Below are 15,043 nucleotides of genomic sequence, written 5' to 3' on the forward strand. Positions count from 1 at the left end.
GCCGCGCCGCGCACCGGCGCATCAGAACAGTACGGAAATCTAGATCAACAGGCTGAGGCAATGAACACTGAACACGACTGGATCACCACACCCGTCACCACGGACATCCTGCGTGGTTTCCTCGACGTGGAACGTACGGCGCACGGCCTGCTGCCGCATCGGCTGCCCGCCCGGGCCCGCCGGCAGATCCCTGACGACCAACTGGCCATAGCCGAGGCCCAGCCCTCCGGCGTGCGGTTGGCCTTCCGCACCCGGGCCACCACCATCGAACTGGACACGCTGCCCACCAAGCGGGTCTACCGAGGTTTCCCGGCCCCGGCGGACGGTGTATACGACCTGCTGGTCGATGGCCGTCTCGCTGCCCAGGCCACAGTGACCGGCGGTAACGTCCGCACGATTATCGACATGGTCACCCAGTCCGCCGAACTGCGCGAAGGGCCTGCCGGCACCGCCCGGTTCACCGATCTACCGGCGGATGACAAGGACGTCGAGATCTGGCTTCCGCATACGGAGATCACCGAGCTGATCGCCCTGCGCACCGACGCGCCGGTCGAGCCGGCGCCGGACAGCGGGCGCAAGGTGTGGCTACACCACGGCAGTTCCATCAGCCACGGCTCGAACGCCGCCCACCCGACCGCCATCTGGCCGGCCCTGGCCGCAGCCCAGGGCGGCGTGGAGCTGGTCAACCTGGGGTTCGGCGGCAGCGCGCTGCTCGACCCGTTCACCGCCCGTGCGATGCGGGACACCCCCGCGGACCTGATCAGCCTCAAGATCGGCATCAATATCGTCAACACCGACGCGATGCGCCTGCGCGCCTTCACCCCTGCGGTCCACGGCTTCCTCGACACCATCCGCGAGGGGCATCCGACCACACCGCTGCTGGTCGTGTCCCCCATCCTGTGCCCGGTCCAGGAGGACACCCCCGGCCCCCTCGCGCCAGACTTCGACGGCGGGACCTTGCGGTTCAAGGCCACGGGCGATCCAGCCGAACGCGCCGCCGGGCGCCTGACGCTCAACGTCATCCGCGACGAACTCGCCCGGGTCGTCAACCAGCGGGCGGCTGACGACCCGAACCTGCACCACCTCGACGGCCGTGACCTTTACGGCGAGACGGACTACGCCGAACTCCCGCTACCCGACGAGGTCCACCCTGACCCCGCAGGACACCGCCGCATCGGCGAGAACTTCACGCGGCACGCGTTCGGCGATGGCGGCCCCTTCGCCACCAAAACCGGCTGACCAGAATCGCGGTCACGCAGACCGCGATCGCGACGCGACCGTGCTGATGCTGGAGGAGTTCACGCCCGCGATGCACCCCTCACGCCGGCTCGCGCGTATCGTCTATGGCCGTCATGATGCCGACCCGGCCGCAGCCGGGTCAGGCGGCCTGGCCGAAGCCGGCGGTGGGCAGGTCCTGCTCACGGAGCGGGGTGAAGCCGGCGTCCAGCTCCGGGTCGTACGCCTCGGGCTGGATGCCGAGTTCGTGCGTGGAGTACTCGCCGAACCGGTTGATGCGCTCGGTCGGGTACGGCGAGACGTGAGCCGGTTCCTCCGGTGCGATCTCCCGGCTCTCCTCCAGCAGCTGCCGGACGATCTCCGCGATGTCCAGGGCATTGTGGAAGATGACCGCGTTCGTGAGCAGCGCGTTGAACTTCATCGCCTTCTCCTGCTCGATGGGGTCGTTGTCGGCGACGCCCCCGCGGTTGCCGAACCCGATCCACCGGCAGAACCGGTTGAACGACTCCACCTTGTTCGTCGCCGCGGTCACCCGCCGGCGCAGCGGCGCGTCCGAGAGGTAGCGCAACAGCTGCACGGTACGGATGACCCGGCCGACCTCGCGGAAGGCGGTGTAGGTGGCGTTCTTCCGCGACCCCGACCGCAGCCTTGAGCAGCGTGGATGAGGAGATCGCCCCCTCACGGACGGAGACGGCCACCCGCATCAGGTGGCGGAATCGGGACGCTGGATCTGCCGGAGGAGCTCGTCCGCAAGGCGATCTACCCGGTGGTGGGTACGGCCACGCTGGCCGACATCGTGGCCGAGGCCAAGGCGAACAAGAAGGCGTTTAACACCCGGGTGCGGACCAGGCTGCGCGGCCCCTATTCCCGCCGCTACCGGCGCGGCCTGCCCAAGCTGCCGCGCGCGCTGGCCTTCCGGTGCAACAACACCGCCTTCCAGCCGGTGATGGACGCGCTCAAGCTGCTGGACCGCTACGCCGACTCCGAGGCGGTCTTCTACGAGCGCACTGAGACGGTCCCCACCGTCACCGATCCGGCGGTGCTGCTGCGGCGGCGGCTGTTGCTGTGCCTGTACGGGCTGGGGACCAACGTCGGGATCAAGGGGACGTCGTGTGCGTCCGATTCGCGCAAGTTCGGGTCCTGGTCGGCGAACTTCATGACCGAGTGGCGTCAGAGCTATCACGGGCCGGGATCATGGTGTACTGGCACGTCGAGCGCCGGTCGGTGTGCATCTACAGCCAGGTGACGAGCACCTCGGCCGCACCATCAGGACGATCTTCATCGAGGCGCTGGCTGGCGAGATGAGTCGTCCTGATCAATAAGAGATGATGTCCGCAGCAGAGGTGATCACAGGAGGCAGGCGTGGGCGTGGGTCAGGAGCGGCACGCACACACGTTCCTGCTCATCTTCAGAGGCCCGGCCGGTGTCGGTAATACCACAACTGCGGGGAGGCCCGATTTGAGCGGACTGGCGGCCTGCGTACAGGTTGCCCTGGGCGTAGTCGAGTCAGTCAGATCGCGGTCGACGCGTGTCAGCTCGCAGCCTCTACGCTGACTGCATACGCGAGTTCCCACCGTACGACGAAGGGGTATCGCGGACCGGCCCGCGCGCGGCATATGACAAACGTCACGCCCGCGCCGTGCGAACCGCACCGGAACCGGTGATCCGTGGCACTGCCCCGCGCGGCCGCGTTCGAAGAGGCTGAAATCATGACTCAGAACCACACTCCCACCACGCCCGCCGCGTCGGTCTCGCAAAGCGCTGGCTCCGCAACGCAGCTGCGTCGCCGTGGCCCTCGTCCCGTCCCGCCGGGCGTCGAATACCACCGCGTGCTGCAGAGCGACAAGCGGCGCATCGGCCGCGGCATCCTGGCGATCGTGCTGCTGCTCGTCGGCCTGTTCGGCTTCGGCGGCATCATCGGCTACGTCGGCGGCCAGATCGACCTTCACGTGTTGGGCCGGCACAACGTCATCGCCGGCGGCACTGAGTTCACTCCGATCATGCAGCTGGGCAACGCCCTCTCGATCGCGATCCTCATCCCGTGGAGCATGTTCATCCAGCGTTGGCTGTACGGCGTGAAGGGCTCCTCGCTGAACTCCGTCGCCTCGACGCTACGCCCCGCGATCATCGGCCGCGCCGTGATGATCGTGTTCCCCGTCTGGGCCGTGTACATGGCGATCTTCACGGCCGTCTCGCCCTACCAGCTGGCCGACTGGGCTATCTCCGACCTGATCCTCCTATTCGTGATCACCGTCGTCGTCACGCCGTACCAGGCGGCCGGCGAGGAGTACGGCCTCCGCGGCCTGGTGTTCCGCGTCGCCGGGAGCTGGGGCCGCGGACCGCGCACCTCGCTCGTGCTGGGCATCACCGTCTCGGCGATCGTGTTCGCCGCGATCCACCTCTCCACCGACATATGGCTGAACGCCTACTACCTTGCGCTCGCCGTCGGCTGGGCCTTCATCACCTGGCGCACCGGGGGCCTGGAAACCTCGATCGTGATGCATGCCGCGAACAACACGCTCGCATTCCTACTGTCCCTGACGATGCACACCGACCCGGTCTCCGGCGGCGACCGCTCGGCGGGCGTTGGCTCGGCCGTCTTCCTGCTGCCGATCGCGCTGATCGCGATCTTCAGTGCGGTGATCTGGATCCGCACCCGCAAGACCGGCCCGGCGCGCACCCCCGCGCTCGAGCAGTCCGGGTTCGCGTCCTAGGAGGCACAGGCAGAATGGGGGTCGTGAGCGATTGGCCCGTGGTCAGCGCACGGAGGTTCGAAGCCTTCGTGCGCTGGTCCACGTATTGTGCGCCGGTCACGCCGACGCACTGCTTGGCCAGGTCAACCCTTATTGGAAGCAGTTGGACGCCACAACCACGCGGGAGATCTTCGCCGATTTCCTGCGGGCGTTGACCCTCGTGGCCAACCGAGGCGACCGATCGGCGGAGCAGCTCAGGGATGAGATCGCTGAGGTGAACCAGGTGAGCCCCGTGAGGCTCAGCTTGAGCACGCCCTTGCAGCCCGGAGAGGAGCGGGACCTTCAGGAGACCCTGCGCGCTGTGCAGGAGCTCCACAGCCGCAGCATGAGCGCGAACCTGGAGGTCATGACGATGCTGGTGACCTTGCTGGCCCAAGCGATCGCGCAAACCCCTTCCGAAGTCATCCAAAGAGTGGCTCTCACCATCGAGGCAGCCCTGCTGGAGAAAGGGACATAGGCCGAAGGGGGTCCGCCACGAACCGCGAGCGAGCATCATGGAGACAGCGATTGAACACCATGCATGGGTGATCGTTATGGGGATGGGTCATGAGGCTCCGCCGGTACCGTCGACTGCCGCGCCGCGGATCGTTGCCCAAGCGTTCCCTCGGGCGGTGGATCGTGGTCGCGGTCGGTCTGAGTATGGTCGTGGCGGCCCTCGCCGCCGCCGCCGACCCGTATCGGCAGACCCAGGAGTTTCGCGAGGTCGTGGCGTGCGGGCGGGGCGTCGGCGACTGTTTCGGCAACGAGCCGGGCTCCATTGCCGGCCGGCGCACCTATACCACGACGACGACGAACACCGATGCCAACGGCAACACGACCACGACCACGACCACCCACTATGAGGTCACCTGGCAGCGGGCCAACGGTTCCCGGCAGACCCGCGACGTGTCGTCGAGCTTCTACCGCAAGGCCCAGGAGGGACAACCGGCCACACTGCGGCTCTGGCGCGGGGAGGTCGTCGGCGTGGAGGTGATGGGTGGAACGCAGTGGTTCCTGCCGGAGTCCGGCGAAACGCTCGGCTACTGGCTGTCCCTGGCCTTTTTCGGCCTCGGGGTCCTGCTGTGGGGGCTGCTGTTCGGCTGGTGGGATGGGTTCTTCATGCTCGCCTTCCGCACGTTCGCCTGGATGTTCATGAGTATCGTGCCGGTGAGCATGACGACGGATGCCTTGGCCTACGGCCTGGACACCGGGGTTGGTTTCGTCATGGAGATCGTGTTCGGCGTCTTCTTCACCGGGATCGCTGGTTGGATGCTATTCGGCTCGCTCCACGACTGGTGACCGGCCGGTCCACCATGCCGGGACGGAGTCGCCAGGGCGTTTCCCGGTGGGAACTACTCGCCGCGTGACGGGCTGCCGGTGCGCGGCTCAGACCGTTGTTGCCCGGTCGTGGTCACCGCCGGTGGGCAGGTGAAAGTACAGCCGATCGTCGCGCTGGTGGATGAGCCGCCCGCCGTTCGCCTCGATCACTTTCCGGCCGGCGAGGGTGCGGAGACGGACCGTCGCCAGCGCCGGGCTGATCCCGAGTCCGCCCGCGACGGGCAATGCGGCGGCGAGCATCGCGGTGGCGTGGCCTTGCCTGCGGCCGGAGGGGCGGATGTCATAGCCGATCGTGTCGGAGGGCGGCGACGTGGTCAGCGAATGCATCCGGTTCGCGGACGTCGAGATGGTCGAAGTCGGGGTAGCCGCCCTCGTTGCGGTACTCCGCGATCCCTTTTAGGGAGGAAGCAGGCACTCGGGTGGCGGCTCCGGCACAGGCGGTGACCGTACCGGAGAGTCCTGAGAGGGCGCTCTGTCTGCCGAGACCAATCCTGGAGATCGCGGACTCTGAGGGGATCGCCGACGAGAGTGGTCTCGCGGCTCATCCGTGAGAGGGAGCCGCCTCCGGCGCGGGAGTGAGCCGCGGGTCGAAGGCGCAGCCGGGCAGGGCGCCTCGGTGGAGATCCGTGTCATGCCGGCCGGTTGGCCACCGGCGGCGGAGGCTGTCGTTGCCGTGACTACCCTGGAGGGCGTGAGCCGTACTGAGAACTCCGAGGACCTGTTCGCCCGCGCACGCGAGATCGTCCCGGGAGGCGTCAACTCCCCGGTCCGTGCCTTCGGCGCCGTCGGCGGCACCCCTCGCTTCATGGCGTCGGGCCAAGGGCCCTACATCACCGACGTGGACGGCAACCGCTACGTGGACCTGGTCTGCTCCTGGGGGCCGATGATCCTCGGTCACCGGCACCCGGCCGTCATCGAGGCACTGCAGGAGGCCCTCGCTGCGGGCACCTCGTTCGGTACGGCGACGCCCGGCGAGGTCGAGCTCGCCGAGGAGATCGTCGAGCGGGTGGACCCGGTGGAGAAGATCCGCCTGGTCAGCTCCGGCACCGAGGCCACCATGTCCGCCGTACGGCTGGCCCGCGGATTCACCGGCCGGTCCAAGGTCGTCAAGTTCGCCGGCTGCTACCACGGCCATGTGGACGCCCTGCTCGCCTCCGCCGGATCCGGCCTGGTCACCTTCGGCCTGCCCGACACCCCCGGCGTGACCGGTGCCTCGGCCGCCGACACCGTGGTCCTGCCGTACAACTCGATCGAGGCCGTGGCCGAGGCCTTTGAGACCTTCGGCGCCGAGATCGCATGTGTGATCACCGAGGCCTGCCCGGCCAACATGGGCGTCGTCCCGCCGCTGGACGGGTTCAACGCCAGGCTCCGCGAGCTCTGCACCGCGCACGGTGCACTGCTCATCGTCGACGAGGTGCTCACCGGCTTCCGAGTCTCGGAGTCCGGCTGGTACGGGCTCGACCCGGTGGACGCCGACCTGATGACCTTCGGAAAGGTCATGGGCGGCGGCCTGCCCGCCGCCGCCTTCGGCGGACGCGCCGACGTGATGGCCCACCTCGCTCCCGAGGGCCCGGTCTACCAGGCCGGTACCCTGTCCGGTAACCCGCTGGCATGCGCCGCCGGTCTGGCCACGCTGCGCGCCTGCGACGACGACGTCTACGACCGCGTCGACGCCGCCGCCCTGATCATCGGCCGCGCAGCCGCCGACGCCTTGGCCGCCGCCGGTGTGCCGCACCGCCTGCAGCGCGCGGGCAGCCTGTTCTCCATCTTCTTCACCGAGGACCAGGTCACCGACTTCGCCGGTGCCCAGAAGCAGGACACCGCCGCCTATCGGGCGTTCTTCCACGCCATGCTCGACCAGGGCGTCTACCTGCCCCCGTCGGCCTACGAGGCATGGTTCCTGTCGGCCGCGCACGACGACGAGGCCCTGTCCCGCGTCGCCGAGGCCCTCCCTCTCGCCGCCAAGGCCGCCGCCCAGGCGTCCTCCTAGCGGGTCAGCCCGTCCAGATCGATGTCGAGGGGGGAAGGGGACCGGGACGGTCAGCCGTCCGTTTCTTTCACTTCTGCCGTTGATGGCGAGGGGTGCGTCCCGTCCCTGCCCGAACAGCTCGCGATCTTCACATGAACAAGTTGTTCAACTCAATCTGTTGACAACAAATAATTCAAGCAATCATGATGGCTGTGTGAATACCGAATCCGATCCCTTCGCTCCTCCTGACCCCGGCAAGGCGCGAGCGCATCGGGTGTACGCGTCCCTCTTCCGGATTGCCGAAAGGCACGCGGCCACCGGGGCGCAGCGCTCCCGCCAGGTCCATCCCGACGTTCTCGGCCCGCACGAGGCCATCAGGCTCGTGTCGCTCCTCGCGGGAGGCGGCGCGCTCCTGGAGGACGGCGAGCCGGAGGTGGACAACGCCGACATCACCGCCGCCCTGACCCTCATCCCACTGGCGCGTGCGGAGATGGACCAGTTGGAGGCGGGCCTCCTGCTGATGGCGCGGGGGCGCGGGCTCACCTGGCAGGAGATCGCGTTCGGGCTGGGGCTGGGCACGTCCCAGGCCGCCCGGCAACGCTACGAACGGCTGGCGGGTCGTGTGGGGGCGGAGACGGAGTAGGTTCCGGGGCCGGGCGGCGGCCCGGTTGTCCGTGCTGTCGGTGTTCGCGCTGCGGGTGTTCCGGGGTTTTCGCTGTTCGCGCTGCGGTGGGTGGGTGTTCCGGCCGGCCGTCGCAGTCACCGTCCGGTGTTTCAGGCCTCCGGCCTGGCGGGCGCGGTGGTTACGCTTTTTTACAAGCCGGCCGGAACACCCACCCACCTCCGCGCCAGACCGTCTCGCCGTACGGCGTGCGGGCCGTAGCCGCTCGCTCTCGGGCCGCCCATCGATCTCGCTGACGCTGAAGCAATCCGCGCGGGACCGCTCAGGGTTGATCGCCGCCGCTGAAGCCTCCCTTTCGAAAGGAGCGCAGGGCCAAGCGCCGTAGAAAGTCGGTGCTCCGTCGCTCCCGTACCCATGGGCGCTCCTCTGGCGGCGCCGACGACGCGGTCCTGGACGCCGACTCCGCCACCTCCGGCCGGTCCAGGCGGGCTACGTCTTCGTGACTCCTCCGCTCCCTGAAGGACTCTGTTGGCCGATTGACATCAGGCTGCCAGGCCGAGATCGCAGGCGAGTCGGGTCAGGTGCGAGATGCGGGTACGGCCGCGTGTGGTGCCGGTCCACCAGGCATCCAGGCGGATGAGGTTGATCGCGGTGGCGGTGAAGACGTGCCCAAGTGCGGTCTTGGGCAGGCCGTGGTAACGAGTCCGACGGATCTGGGTGGCCCGGACAGCTTGGGAGATCGTTCCTTCCACCCCTGCCCGGACGGCATAGCGGTCCTTCCATTCCTGGGTCTGCTGGTCGTATCGGCGCTGCTCCAGCACCTGTTGCAGAGGCTGGGGTAACAGGGTCAGGGTGCGGCCGTACTTGCCGTGGGCAGCGCGTGTGCATGCCTGGCGTACCGGGCATGGACCGCAGTCGTCGTTGGAAAAACGGATCTGGGTGATCGGGGTTCCGTTGGATTTGCGCTGATCAGACCAGGAGACACTGACCGCGCCACGCGGGCAGGTGACCCGATGACGGTCCCATCGGTGGTGTGCCGGCGTCCAGGAACGCCACCAACTCGGCCGGGAGTGGGCGTTCGTCCGGCCGACGTCAGGAGCTCGTGAGGATGACGAGTTGCTGGGTCGCTCGGGTCATCGCGACATAGCGGTCGACCGCTCCTTCGATGCCCTTGCCGAACGCCTCTGGGTCGATGAGGACGACCAGGTCGAACTCGAGCCCCTTCGACAGCTCCGGGGTCAGCGACCGGACGCGGGACGTCTCCTGGAACGTGGGATCGCCGATGACGCAGGCGATCCCGTCGGCATGCGCGGCGAGCCAGGTGTCGAGGATCGAGCCCAGATCCGCAGCAGATCCGTGTACGACGGGAACGCCGCTGCTGCGGATGGAGGTCGGCACGTTGGCGTCCGGGAGCACGGCCCGGATGACCGGCTCGGCTTCCGCCATGATTTCTTCCGGCGTCCGGTAGTTGATGCTCAGGGAGGCCAGGTTGATCCGGTCGAGCCCGATCCGCTCGAGCCGTTCCTGCCACGACTCCGTGAACCCGTGCCTGGCCTGGGCACGATCACCGACGATGGTGAAGCTCCGGGACGGGCACCGGAGCAGCAACATCTGCCACTCCGCGTCGGTCAGCTCCTGAGCCTCGTCCACGACGATGTGCGCGAACGGGCCGGCGAGCAGGTCCGGGGCGATGCTGGGCAGTGCGGTCTCGTCGACCAGGGAGTTCTGTATGTCCTGTCCGCGCAGCATCGTCACCAAACCTTCACCGTCGTCATCGGCCTCGACCAGGTTGTCGACGACCTGCGCCATGCGCTCGCGTTGGGCGGCGACAGCGGCGTCATGCCGGCGCTTACGTCGTGACGCCTCCGGGTCGCCGAGCCGCTGCCGTGCCGCGTCCAGGAGCGGCAGGTCGGACACCGTCCAGGCCTGGGCGTCCTCGCGCTGCAGCGCCTGAACGTCATCGCGGCTGAGCCAGGGAGCGCACTTCCGCAGGTAGGCGGGTACCGACCACAGGTCTCCGACGAGGTCAGCCGCTTCGATCAGCGGCCACGCGCGGTTGAAGGTCGTGAGCAGCTCCCTGTTCTGCAGCAGCGACTTGCGAAGCAGGTGAGCCGGGGCGTCGTCGTCGTGCTTGTCCATCAGGATCGTGAGCAGCTCCTCCCAGATCTGGTCGCGCGCCTCGTTGTGCGGAGTGCCGGGGTCTGGTGTTTCGAACGCCTCGGCCCAATCGTCGACGCTCAGCCAGATGTCCGACCAGTGGGTGGTGACCGTCATCCCCTTGGTGGGCGGATTCTCATAGAACCTGACGGCCGGCTCGATCACCTTCACCAGGTCCGCGGACGACTTCAGGCGGGCCACGCCCGGGTCGGCCTCGATCGCTGCTACGGCTCCCTCGGCGACGAAGTCCCGCAGGGTGCAGGTCTGCACGCCCTCCTCTCCGAGGCTGGGGAGGACGTCGGCGACGTACGCCAGGTACGGCTGGTGCGGACCGACGAACAGCACGCCGCCCCGGTGATGACCGAGGCGAGGGTCGGAGTAGAGGAGGTAGGCGGAGCGGTGCAGAGCGACGACGGTCTTCCCCGTACCCGGACCGCCGTCGACGACGAGAGCGCCGCGGGATCCCGCGCGGATGATGGCGTCCTGGTCGGCCTGGATGGTGCCGAGCACGTCTCGCATCCGGGCCGACCGGTTGCTGCCCAGGCTGGCGATGAAGGCGGACTGGTCGTCGAGCGCGGCGTGCCCGACAAGTCCGTCCGAGGTGAACACCTCGTCCCAGTAGTCGCTGATCCGGCCGCGGGTCCAGCGATACCTGCGGCGGCTTGCCAGACCCATCGGGTTGGCGTGGGTGGCTCCGAAGAACGGCTCGGCCGCGGGGGAGCGCCAGTCGAGCAGCAGCCGACGACCCGCGCTGTCCGTAAGGCCAAGTCGTCCGACGTACACGGGCTCGGGGTTGTCTGCGCTGACCATGTGTCCGAGGCACAGGTCCAAACCGAAGCGACGCAGTGCGCGCAGGCGAGCGGTCAGCCGGTGGATCTCCATGTCCCGGTCCATCGCCTGCCGGCCTATGCCGCCGGGCGCCTTGCGCTCGGCATCGAGGCGGTCGGACAGTTCGGCGATCGACTGCTCGAGGCTCTCCGAGATGGCCGCGAAGTGCTGCTCATCGCCGGCGATCAGCGTCGGGTCGGCCTTGGGGGAGAGGTGGTCGGGAAGGTCAAACGCGCTGGTAGTCAGGGGGTTCATGTCATCGGCTCCGATCTGAGGTCGCTTGCGACCATTGCGCACCAAGGCGTCTGAACCGGCGTGACGAACCTGGTGGCCATGACGGGCAACGCTCCGCCTGACGTGGCCCCCGGCCGTTGTCGGTTCAGGTCGCCAGGGTTTGTAGGTTCTCGTGTTCCGGGTCCTGGCTCGACGATCCCGCGTGGTTCACGCGGACACTGGCGGCCTTTCTCGGCTGACCGCGTCGAGCAGCAGCCTCGCGGCCACCGTCGCCCCGTCGGTGCGGATCGTGCCGGCCACGGCTGTTGCTCGTGCGCGGGTCTCGGAGGCCAGGGCCGTTCTGAGCGCGGCCGACAGGGACTCGAAGGTCGGAGCCGGACCGTCGTGTGCCGCGCCGATGCCCAGGTCGGCCACCCGGCCGGCCCAGTACGGCTGGTCCGCCGCCTGGGGTACCACCACCTGGGGCGCGCCGACCCGGGCGGCCGTCGTCGTCGTGCCCGCGCCGCCGTGGTGCACGACGGCGGCCACCCGGCCGAACAGTGCCTGCTGGTTGACCTCGCCGACGACGAAGCAGTCGTCCCGGTCGTCGATCAGGGCCAGGTCGGCCCAGCCGCTGGCAGGCCGATCGACGCACGGTTCGTGTTGAGTGCCGCACCGAACAGCGCGTTGATGCTCTGGGCGTCCAAGTCCCACAGCACCCGGTTGTCGGTCACCTCCGGCGGGAACGGCCGGCCCGGATACGCCAGCGGCGGGTGGTGCGGCGACGGCAGGGTGAGCTGCTGGAAGGTCACGGACACGGAGCGGATGCCCAGTTTCTCGGCCACCGACCGCGCGCCGGCCGCGGCCGGCATCATGCCGGTCGCCACCAGCGCGTCACATCCCTCGGCCGCCGCGGTGACCGCGTCGAACTGGCTGGCGATCAACTCGGCCGCGCGCCGGGGCAGGTCCGCCGACGACGGCGGCGGCGCCGTAGTCGTCAGCGCGCGCGCCGACTGGCCGACCGGCACCAGCGGCACGCCGACACCGGCCAGCCGCTGCGCGAAGTCCTCGTCCGGCGGCGCGCACACCCGCACCTCCGCGCCGAGTTCCCGCAACCGCACCGCGAGTCCCACCAGCGGTTCGACGTCCCCGCGCGACCCATACGTCGACACCAACACCCGCATTTCGCATCCCCCATTTCCGCAGGTTCCGGCCTCGGCCGACGATTCTGCAGCACGACCCGGGTCTTGCCGCAAGCCCCCCGGTGCGCTATACGTTGAGAGTGGAAAGGAGTGGGCACTCTCCTTTGGGCCTACGGATGCAGCCGCGGAACGAGAAGTTCTCCACCCTCTTCACTCGCAACAACACAACGACATCGCCTGGCAACTGCTGCCGCCCGAGCTGGGGTTCGGCTCCGGACAGACCTGCTGGCGCCGCCTGGAGCGGTGGCAGCGGGCGGGGGTCTTCGACCGGCTGCACCGCCGGGTGCTGACGTTTCGCGCCACGGCGGATCGCTACCAGAACTCACCGCCATGCGCTGTCGCCTCCCCCCGACACGGCCAGCCCTGCGCTCCTTTCGAAAGGGAGGCTTCAGCGGCGGCGATCAACCCTGAGCGGTCCCGCGCGGATTGCTTCAGCGTCAGCGAGATCGATGGGCGGCCCGAGAGCGAGCGGCTACGGCCCGCCTGCCGTACGGCGAGGCGGTCTGGCGCGGAGGTGGGTGGGTGTTCCGGCCGGCTTGTAAAAAAGCGCGACCACCGCGCCCGCCAGGCCGGAGGCCTGAAATACCGGACGGTGACTGCGACGGCCGGCCGGAACACCCACCCACCGCAGCGCGAACAGCGAAAACCCCGGAACACCCGCAGCGCGAACACCGACAGCACGAACACCAACAAGCCGGAACGCGCACAATCACCGGCCAGCGCAGCGCGACCGTCAGAGGCGCTCGCCGGCCGGGGCTTCCTCCTGTGGCCCGGAGACTCGCGCGCTGGTCAGGGAGACGGGGACGCGAGGGACGGTCCACCGCCGAGGGCGCGGGGGAGCGGGGACGGCGTGGGCCGTACCGCGGGGGCGGGTGCTGGAGTAGAGGACGCCGGAGAGGATGAGTGCGGCGGCGGCGAGCTTCAGAGGGGAGACGGGTTCGCCGTCGAACAGCGCGGCCGACGACATGCCGAAGATGGGGACAAGCAGGCTGTAGGGGGCGACCACCGAGGCGTCGTAGCGTTTGAGCAGGAAGCCCCAGACGCCGAAGCCGCCGAGAGTGGAGACAAGCGCCACGTAGAGCACCGACAGGGTCCCCTCCGTGGAGAACTCCAGCCGGGGGACCCCCTCCGCCAGCAGGGACAGGGCCATCATCGGAACCGCAGCCACCGCGCTCAGCCAGACCATGAAGCGCAGCGAGTCCGGAGGAGACGCCTTCCTGACCGCGATGTTGCCCGCGCCCCAGCCGAGTGCCGCGCCGATGACCAGGACGAGCGCGCCGATCGGACCACCGCCGCCCAGGTCCAGGGCGACCATGGCCAGCCCCGCGAACGCGACGGCCATTCCGGTGATCCGGCGGGCGGTGACGCGTTCCCCGAGCAGGACCACCGCGAGGATCACGGTGAAGACGGCCTGGACCTGGACGACGAGCGAGGTGAGGCCGGCGGGCATGCCCGCCCGCATGCCCAGCAGGAGCAGGCCGTACTGGGTGACGCCGAGCGTGGCCCCGGCGGCCAGCACCCACCGCCAGGGCACCCGCGGGCCGCCGACGAACAGCAGCGCGGGGAAAGCTGCCAGGGTGAACCGCAGCGCCACGTAGAACAGCGGCGGGAAGTGCCTGAGTCCTGCTTCCATGACCACGAAGTTGAAACCCCAGACGGCGGCGAGGCCGATGGCCAGGAAGAGATGTCTGGTCCGCATCTCTTCATGCTTGTCCGCAGCGATAATTCAGCACAAGCGAGACTTTCTTACCCTACTCATTTAGAATCACTTACATGTTGGACCTCAACCGTCTCAAAGCCCTGCACGCCGTGTCCGTCTACGGGTCGGTCGGCGCGGCGGCCGACGCGCTCATGGTGACCCCGTCCGCGGTGTCGCAGCAGCTCGCCAAGCTGGAGCGGGAGACCGGAGCGACGCTGCTGGAGCGCAACGGGCGCGGAGTGCGGCTGACCGACGCGGCCGGGCTGCTCGCCGACCATGCCGAGCGCATTCTCGCGCTGGTGGAGACCGCCGAAGCCGACTTTGAGGCGCTGCGCGGAGAGGTCGTGGGACGGCTGAGCATCGGCGCCTTCCCCACGGCGGCCCGGGGGCTGCTGCCCGCGGCGCTGGTCCACCTGCGGGAGCGCCACCCCGATCTCCGGCTCCAGCTCATCGAACGCGAGCCCGAACGCCAGCTCCGTGAGGTGGCCAGAGGCGAGCTCGACCTCGCGGTGGTCCAGGACTGGGTGAACCGGCCGATGGCCATCCCCGAGGGGCTGTCGAGAGCGTCGCTCTTCGACGACATCGCGGACGTGATCCTGCCCGAAACCCACCCGCTGGCCGCGCGGTCGGAGATCGAGCTGGCCGAGCTGGCCGGGGAGCGGTGGATCAGCTCCTCGCCTGGCACCGTCTGCCACGACTGGCTGGTCTACACGCTGCGTTCTGCCGGGCTGGAGCCGGACATCGCCTGCATGGCCGACGAGTATCCGACCCATCTCGCCCTTGTCGCGGCCGGACAGGGGTGCGCCATCATCCCTCGACTCGGCCGTGACTTCATCCCCGCGGGAGTGCGGGTCGTCCCGATCCTGCCGCGTCCGATCCGCAAGATCTACGCGCTCTGGCGGAGCGACGCGGCCCGCCGCCCGGCGATCAGGGCCGCCGTCGACGCGCTCCGGGCGGCCTCGGCCGCCCACCAGCCGGTCGAGGAACCGCTTCTCTCGTAACGCATGGCACGCGGGGGCGTTCGGCGATGCCGGCCGTGCTCCAGGT

Annotated in this window: 13 protein-coding genes and 3 pseudogenes; 9 read left to right on the plus strand and 7 right to left on the minus strand. The window is 69.0% G+C overall.

Features of this window, described 5'->3' with window-relative positions; all coding sequences use genetic code 11:
* Positions 1–60 precede the first annotated feature (60 nt).
* Positions 61–1,239 carry a GDSL-type esterase/lipase family protein gene (locus tag FHR32_RS16150; protein ID WP_184755063.1) on the plus strand — a complete coding sequence of 393 codons (1,179 nt, stop codon included), beginning with the start codon at positions 61–63 and terminating at the stop codon, positions 1,237–1,239.
* Between the two features lie 139 nt (positions 1,240–1,378).
* On the opposite strand, the gene FHR32_RS16155 is transcribed toward FHR32_RS16150, so the two are convergent.
* Entirely contained in the window at positions 1,379–1,918 is a 540-nt protein-coding gene (locus FHR32_RS16155) for a Tn3 family transposase (RefSeq protein ID WP_184755064.1), read from the minus strand.
* 363 nt (positions 1,919–2,281) lie between these two features.
* Here FHR32_RS16155 and FHR32_RS47675 point away from each other — a divergent pair.
* The 4 genes and pseudogenes from FHR32_RS47675 to FHR32_RS16175 all read left to right on the plus strand — a co-directional run.
* Positions 2,282–2,499, plus strand: a pseudogene (locus FHR32_RS47675) (Tn3 family transposase); the annotation flags it as partial.
* Between the two features lie 404 nt (positions 2,500–2,903).
* Entirely contained in the window at positions 2,904–3,950 is a 1,047-nt protein-coding gene (locus FHR32_RS16165) for a CPBP family intramembrane glutamic endopeptidase (protein ID WP_312882391.1), read from the plus strand.
* 142 nt (positions 3,951–4,092) lie between these two features.
* Entirely contained in the window at positions 4,093–4,446 is a 354-nt protein-coding gene (locus FHR32_RS16170; RefSeq protein ID WP_184755066.1) for a hypothetical protein, read from the plus strand.
* 89 nt (positions 4,447–4,535) lie between these two features.
* A complete protein-coding gene (locus tag FHR32_RS16175) occupies positions 4,536–5,267 on the plus strand; it encodes a hypothetical protein (protein ID WP_184755067.1) in 732 nt (243 codons plus the stop codon).
* 87 nt (positions 5,268–5,354) lie between these two features.
* Here the strand turns inward: FHR32_RS16175 and FHR32_RS16180 are convergent, their stop codons facing one another.
* Entirely contained in the window at positions 5,355–5,633 is a 279-nt protein-coding gene (locus FHR32_RS16180) for a GNAT family N-acetyltransferase (protein WP_184755068.1), read from the minus strand.
* Between the two features lie 364 nt (positions 5,634–5,997).
* Between FHR32_RS16180 and hemL the strand changes: the two genes are divergently transcribed.
* Both hemL and FHR32_RS16190 read left to right on the plus strand, forming a co-directional pair.
* On the plus strand, positions 5,998–7,296 hold the full coding sequence (gene hemL / locus FHR32_RS16185; RefSeq protein ID WP_184755069.1) for a glutamate-1-semialdehyde 2,1-aminomutase: 1,299 nt from the start codon (positions 5,998–6,000) through the stop codon (positions 7,294–7,296).
* 193 nt (positions 7,297–7,489) lie between these two features.
* Positions 7,490–7,918 (plus strand): DNA-binding protein, encoded by a 429-nt coding sequence (locus FHR32_RS16190; RefSeq protein WP_312882392.1) that lies wholly within the window; start codon positions 7,490–7,492, stop codon positions 7,916–7,918.
* 521 nt (positions 7,919–8,439) lie between these two features.
* Here FHR32_RS16190 and FHR32_RS16195 read toward each other — a convergent pair.
* From FHR32_RS16195 to FHR32_RS44420, 4 genes and pseudogenes are all read right to left on the minus strand, one after another.
* Positions 8,440–8,844 (minus strand): annotated as a pseudogene (locus FHR32_RS16195) (transposase); the annotation flags it as partial.
* 145 nt (positions 8,845–8,989) lie between these two features.
* Positions 8,990–11,137, minus strand: coding sequence for an RNA polymerase recycling motor ATPase HelR (gene helR, locus FHR32_RS16200; RefSeq protein ID WP_184755071.1), 2,148 nt, complete (start codon positions 11,135–11,137; stop codon positions 8,990–8,992).
* A gap of 186 nt (positions 11,138–11,323) precedes the next feature.
* On the minus strand, positions 11,324–11,809 hold the full coding sequence (locus FHR32_RS44415) for a glycosyltransferase (RefSeq protein ID WP_312882393.1): 486 nt from the start codon (positions 11,807–11,809) through the stop codon (positions 11,324–11,326).
* The gene (locus FHR32_RS44420) at positions 11,707–12,279 is read right to left on the minus strand and encodes a glycosyltransferase (RefSeq protein ID WP_246466165.1); all 573 of its coding nucleotides are present in this window, start codon (positions 12,277–12,279) and stop codon (positions 11,707–11,709) included. Before FHR32_RS44420 ends, FHR32_RS44415 begins: the two co-directional genes overlap by 103 nt.
* Between FHR32_RS44420 and FHR32_RS46695 the strand changes: the two are divergent.
* A pseudogene (locus tag FHR32_RS46695) lies at positions 12,278–12,586 on the plus strand (transposase); the annotation flags it as partial. The gene FHR32_RS44420 and the pseudogene FHR32_RS46695 overlap by 2 nt on opposite strands.
* Positions 12,587–13,030: 444 nt before the next feature.
* Here the strand turns inward: FHR32_RS46695 and FHR32_RS16215 are convergent.
* Complete coding sequence (locus tag FHR32_RS16215; protein ID WP_184755072.1) at positions 13,031–13,996, minus strand: EamA family transporter; 966 nt, start codon at positions 13,994–13,996, stop codon at positions 13,031–13,033.
* Between the two features lie 74 nt (positions 13,997–14,070).
* Between FHR32_RS16215 and FHR32_RS16220 the strand changes: the two genes are divergently transcribed.
* On the plus strand, positions 14,071–14,997 hold the full coding sequence (locus FHR32_RS16220; RefSeq protein ID WP_184755073.1) for a LysR family transcriptional regulator: 927 nt from the start codon (positions 14,071–14,073) through the stop codon (positions 14,995–14,997).
* The last annotated feature ends 46 nt before the right edge of the window (positions 14,998–15,043 follow it).

The sequence above is a fragment of the Streptosporangium album genome, from assembly GCF_014203795.1.
Taxonomy (GTDB): Bacteria; Actinomycetota; Actinomycetes; order Streptosporangiales; family Streptosporangiaceae; genus Streptosporangium; species Streptosporangium album.

What these genes read in the sequence shown, in the direction of transcription:
- FHR32_RS44420 (WP_246466165.1), bottom strand. Translation starts at nt 12,279, where the DNA reads ATGCGGGTGTTGGTGTCGACGTATGGGTCGCGCGGGGACGTCGAACCG.
- FHR32_RS16150 (WP_184755063.1), top strand. Translation starts at nt 61, where the DNA reads ATGAACACTGAACACGACTGGATCACCACACCCGTCACCACGGACATC.
- FHR32_RS16215 (WP_184755072.1), bottom strand. Translation starts at nt 13,996, where the DNA reads ATGCGGACCAGACATCTCTTCCTGGCCATCGGCCTCGCCGCCGTCTGG.
- FHR32_RS16180 (WP_184755068.1), bottom strand. Translation starts at nt 5,633, where the DNA reads ATGCATTCGCTGACCACGTCGCCGCCCTCCGACACGATCGGCTATGAC.
- FHR32_RS16220 (WP_184755073.1), top strand. Translation starts at nt 14,071, where the DNA reads ATGTTGGACCTCAACCGTCTCAAAGCCCTGCACGCCGTGTCCGTCTAC.
- FHR32_RS16175 (WP_184755067.1), top strand. Translation starts at nt 4,536, where the DNA reads ATGAGGCTCCGCCGGTACCGTCGACTGCCGCGCCGCGGATCGTTGCCC.
- helR (WP_184755071.1), bottom strand. Translation starts at nt 11,137, where the DNA reads ATGAACCCCCTGACTACCAGCGCGTTTGACCTTCCCGACCACCTCTCC.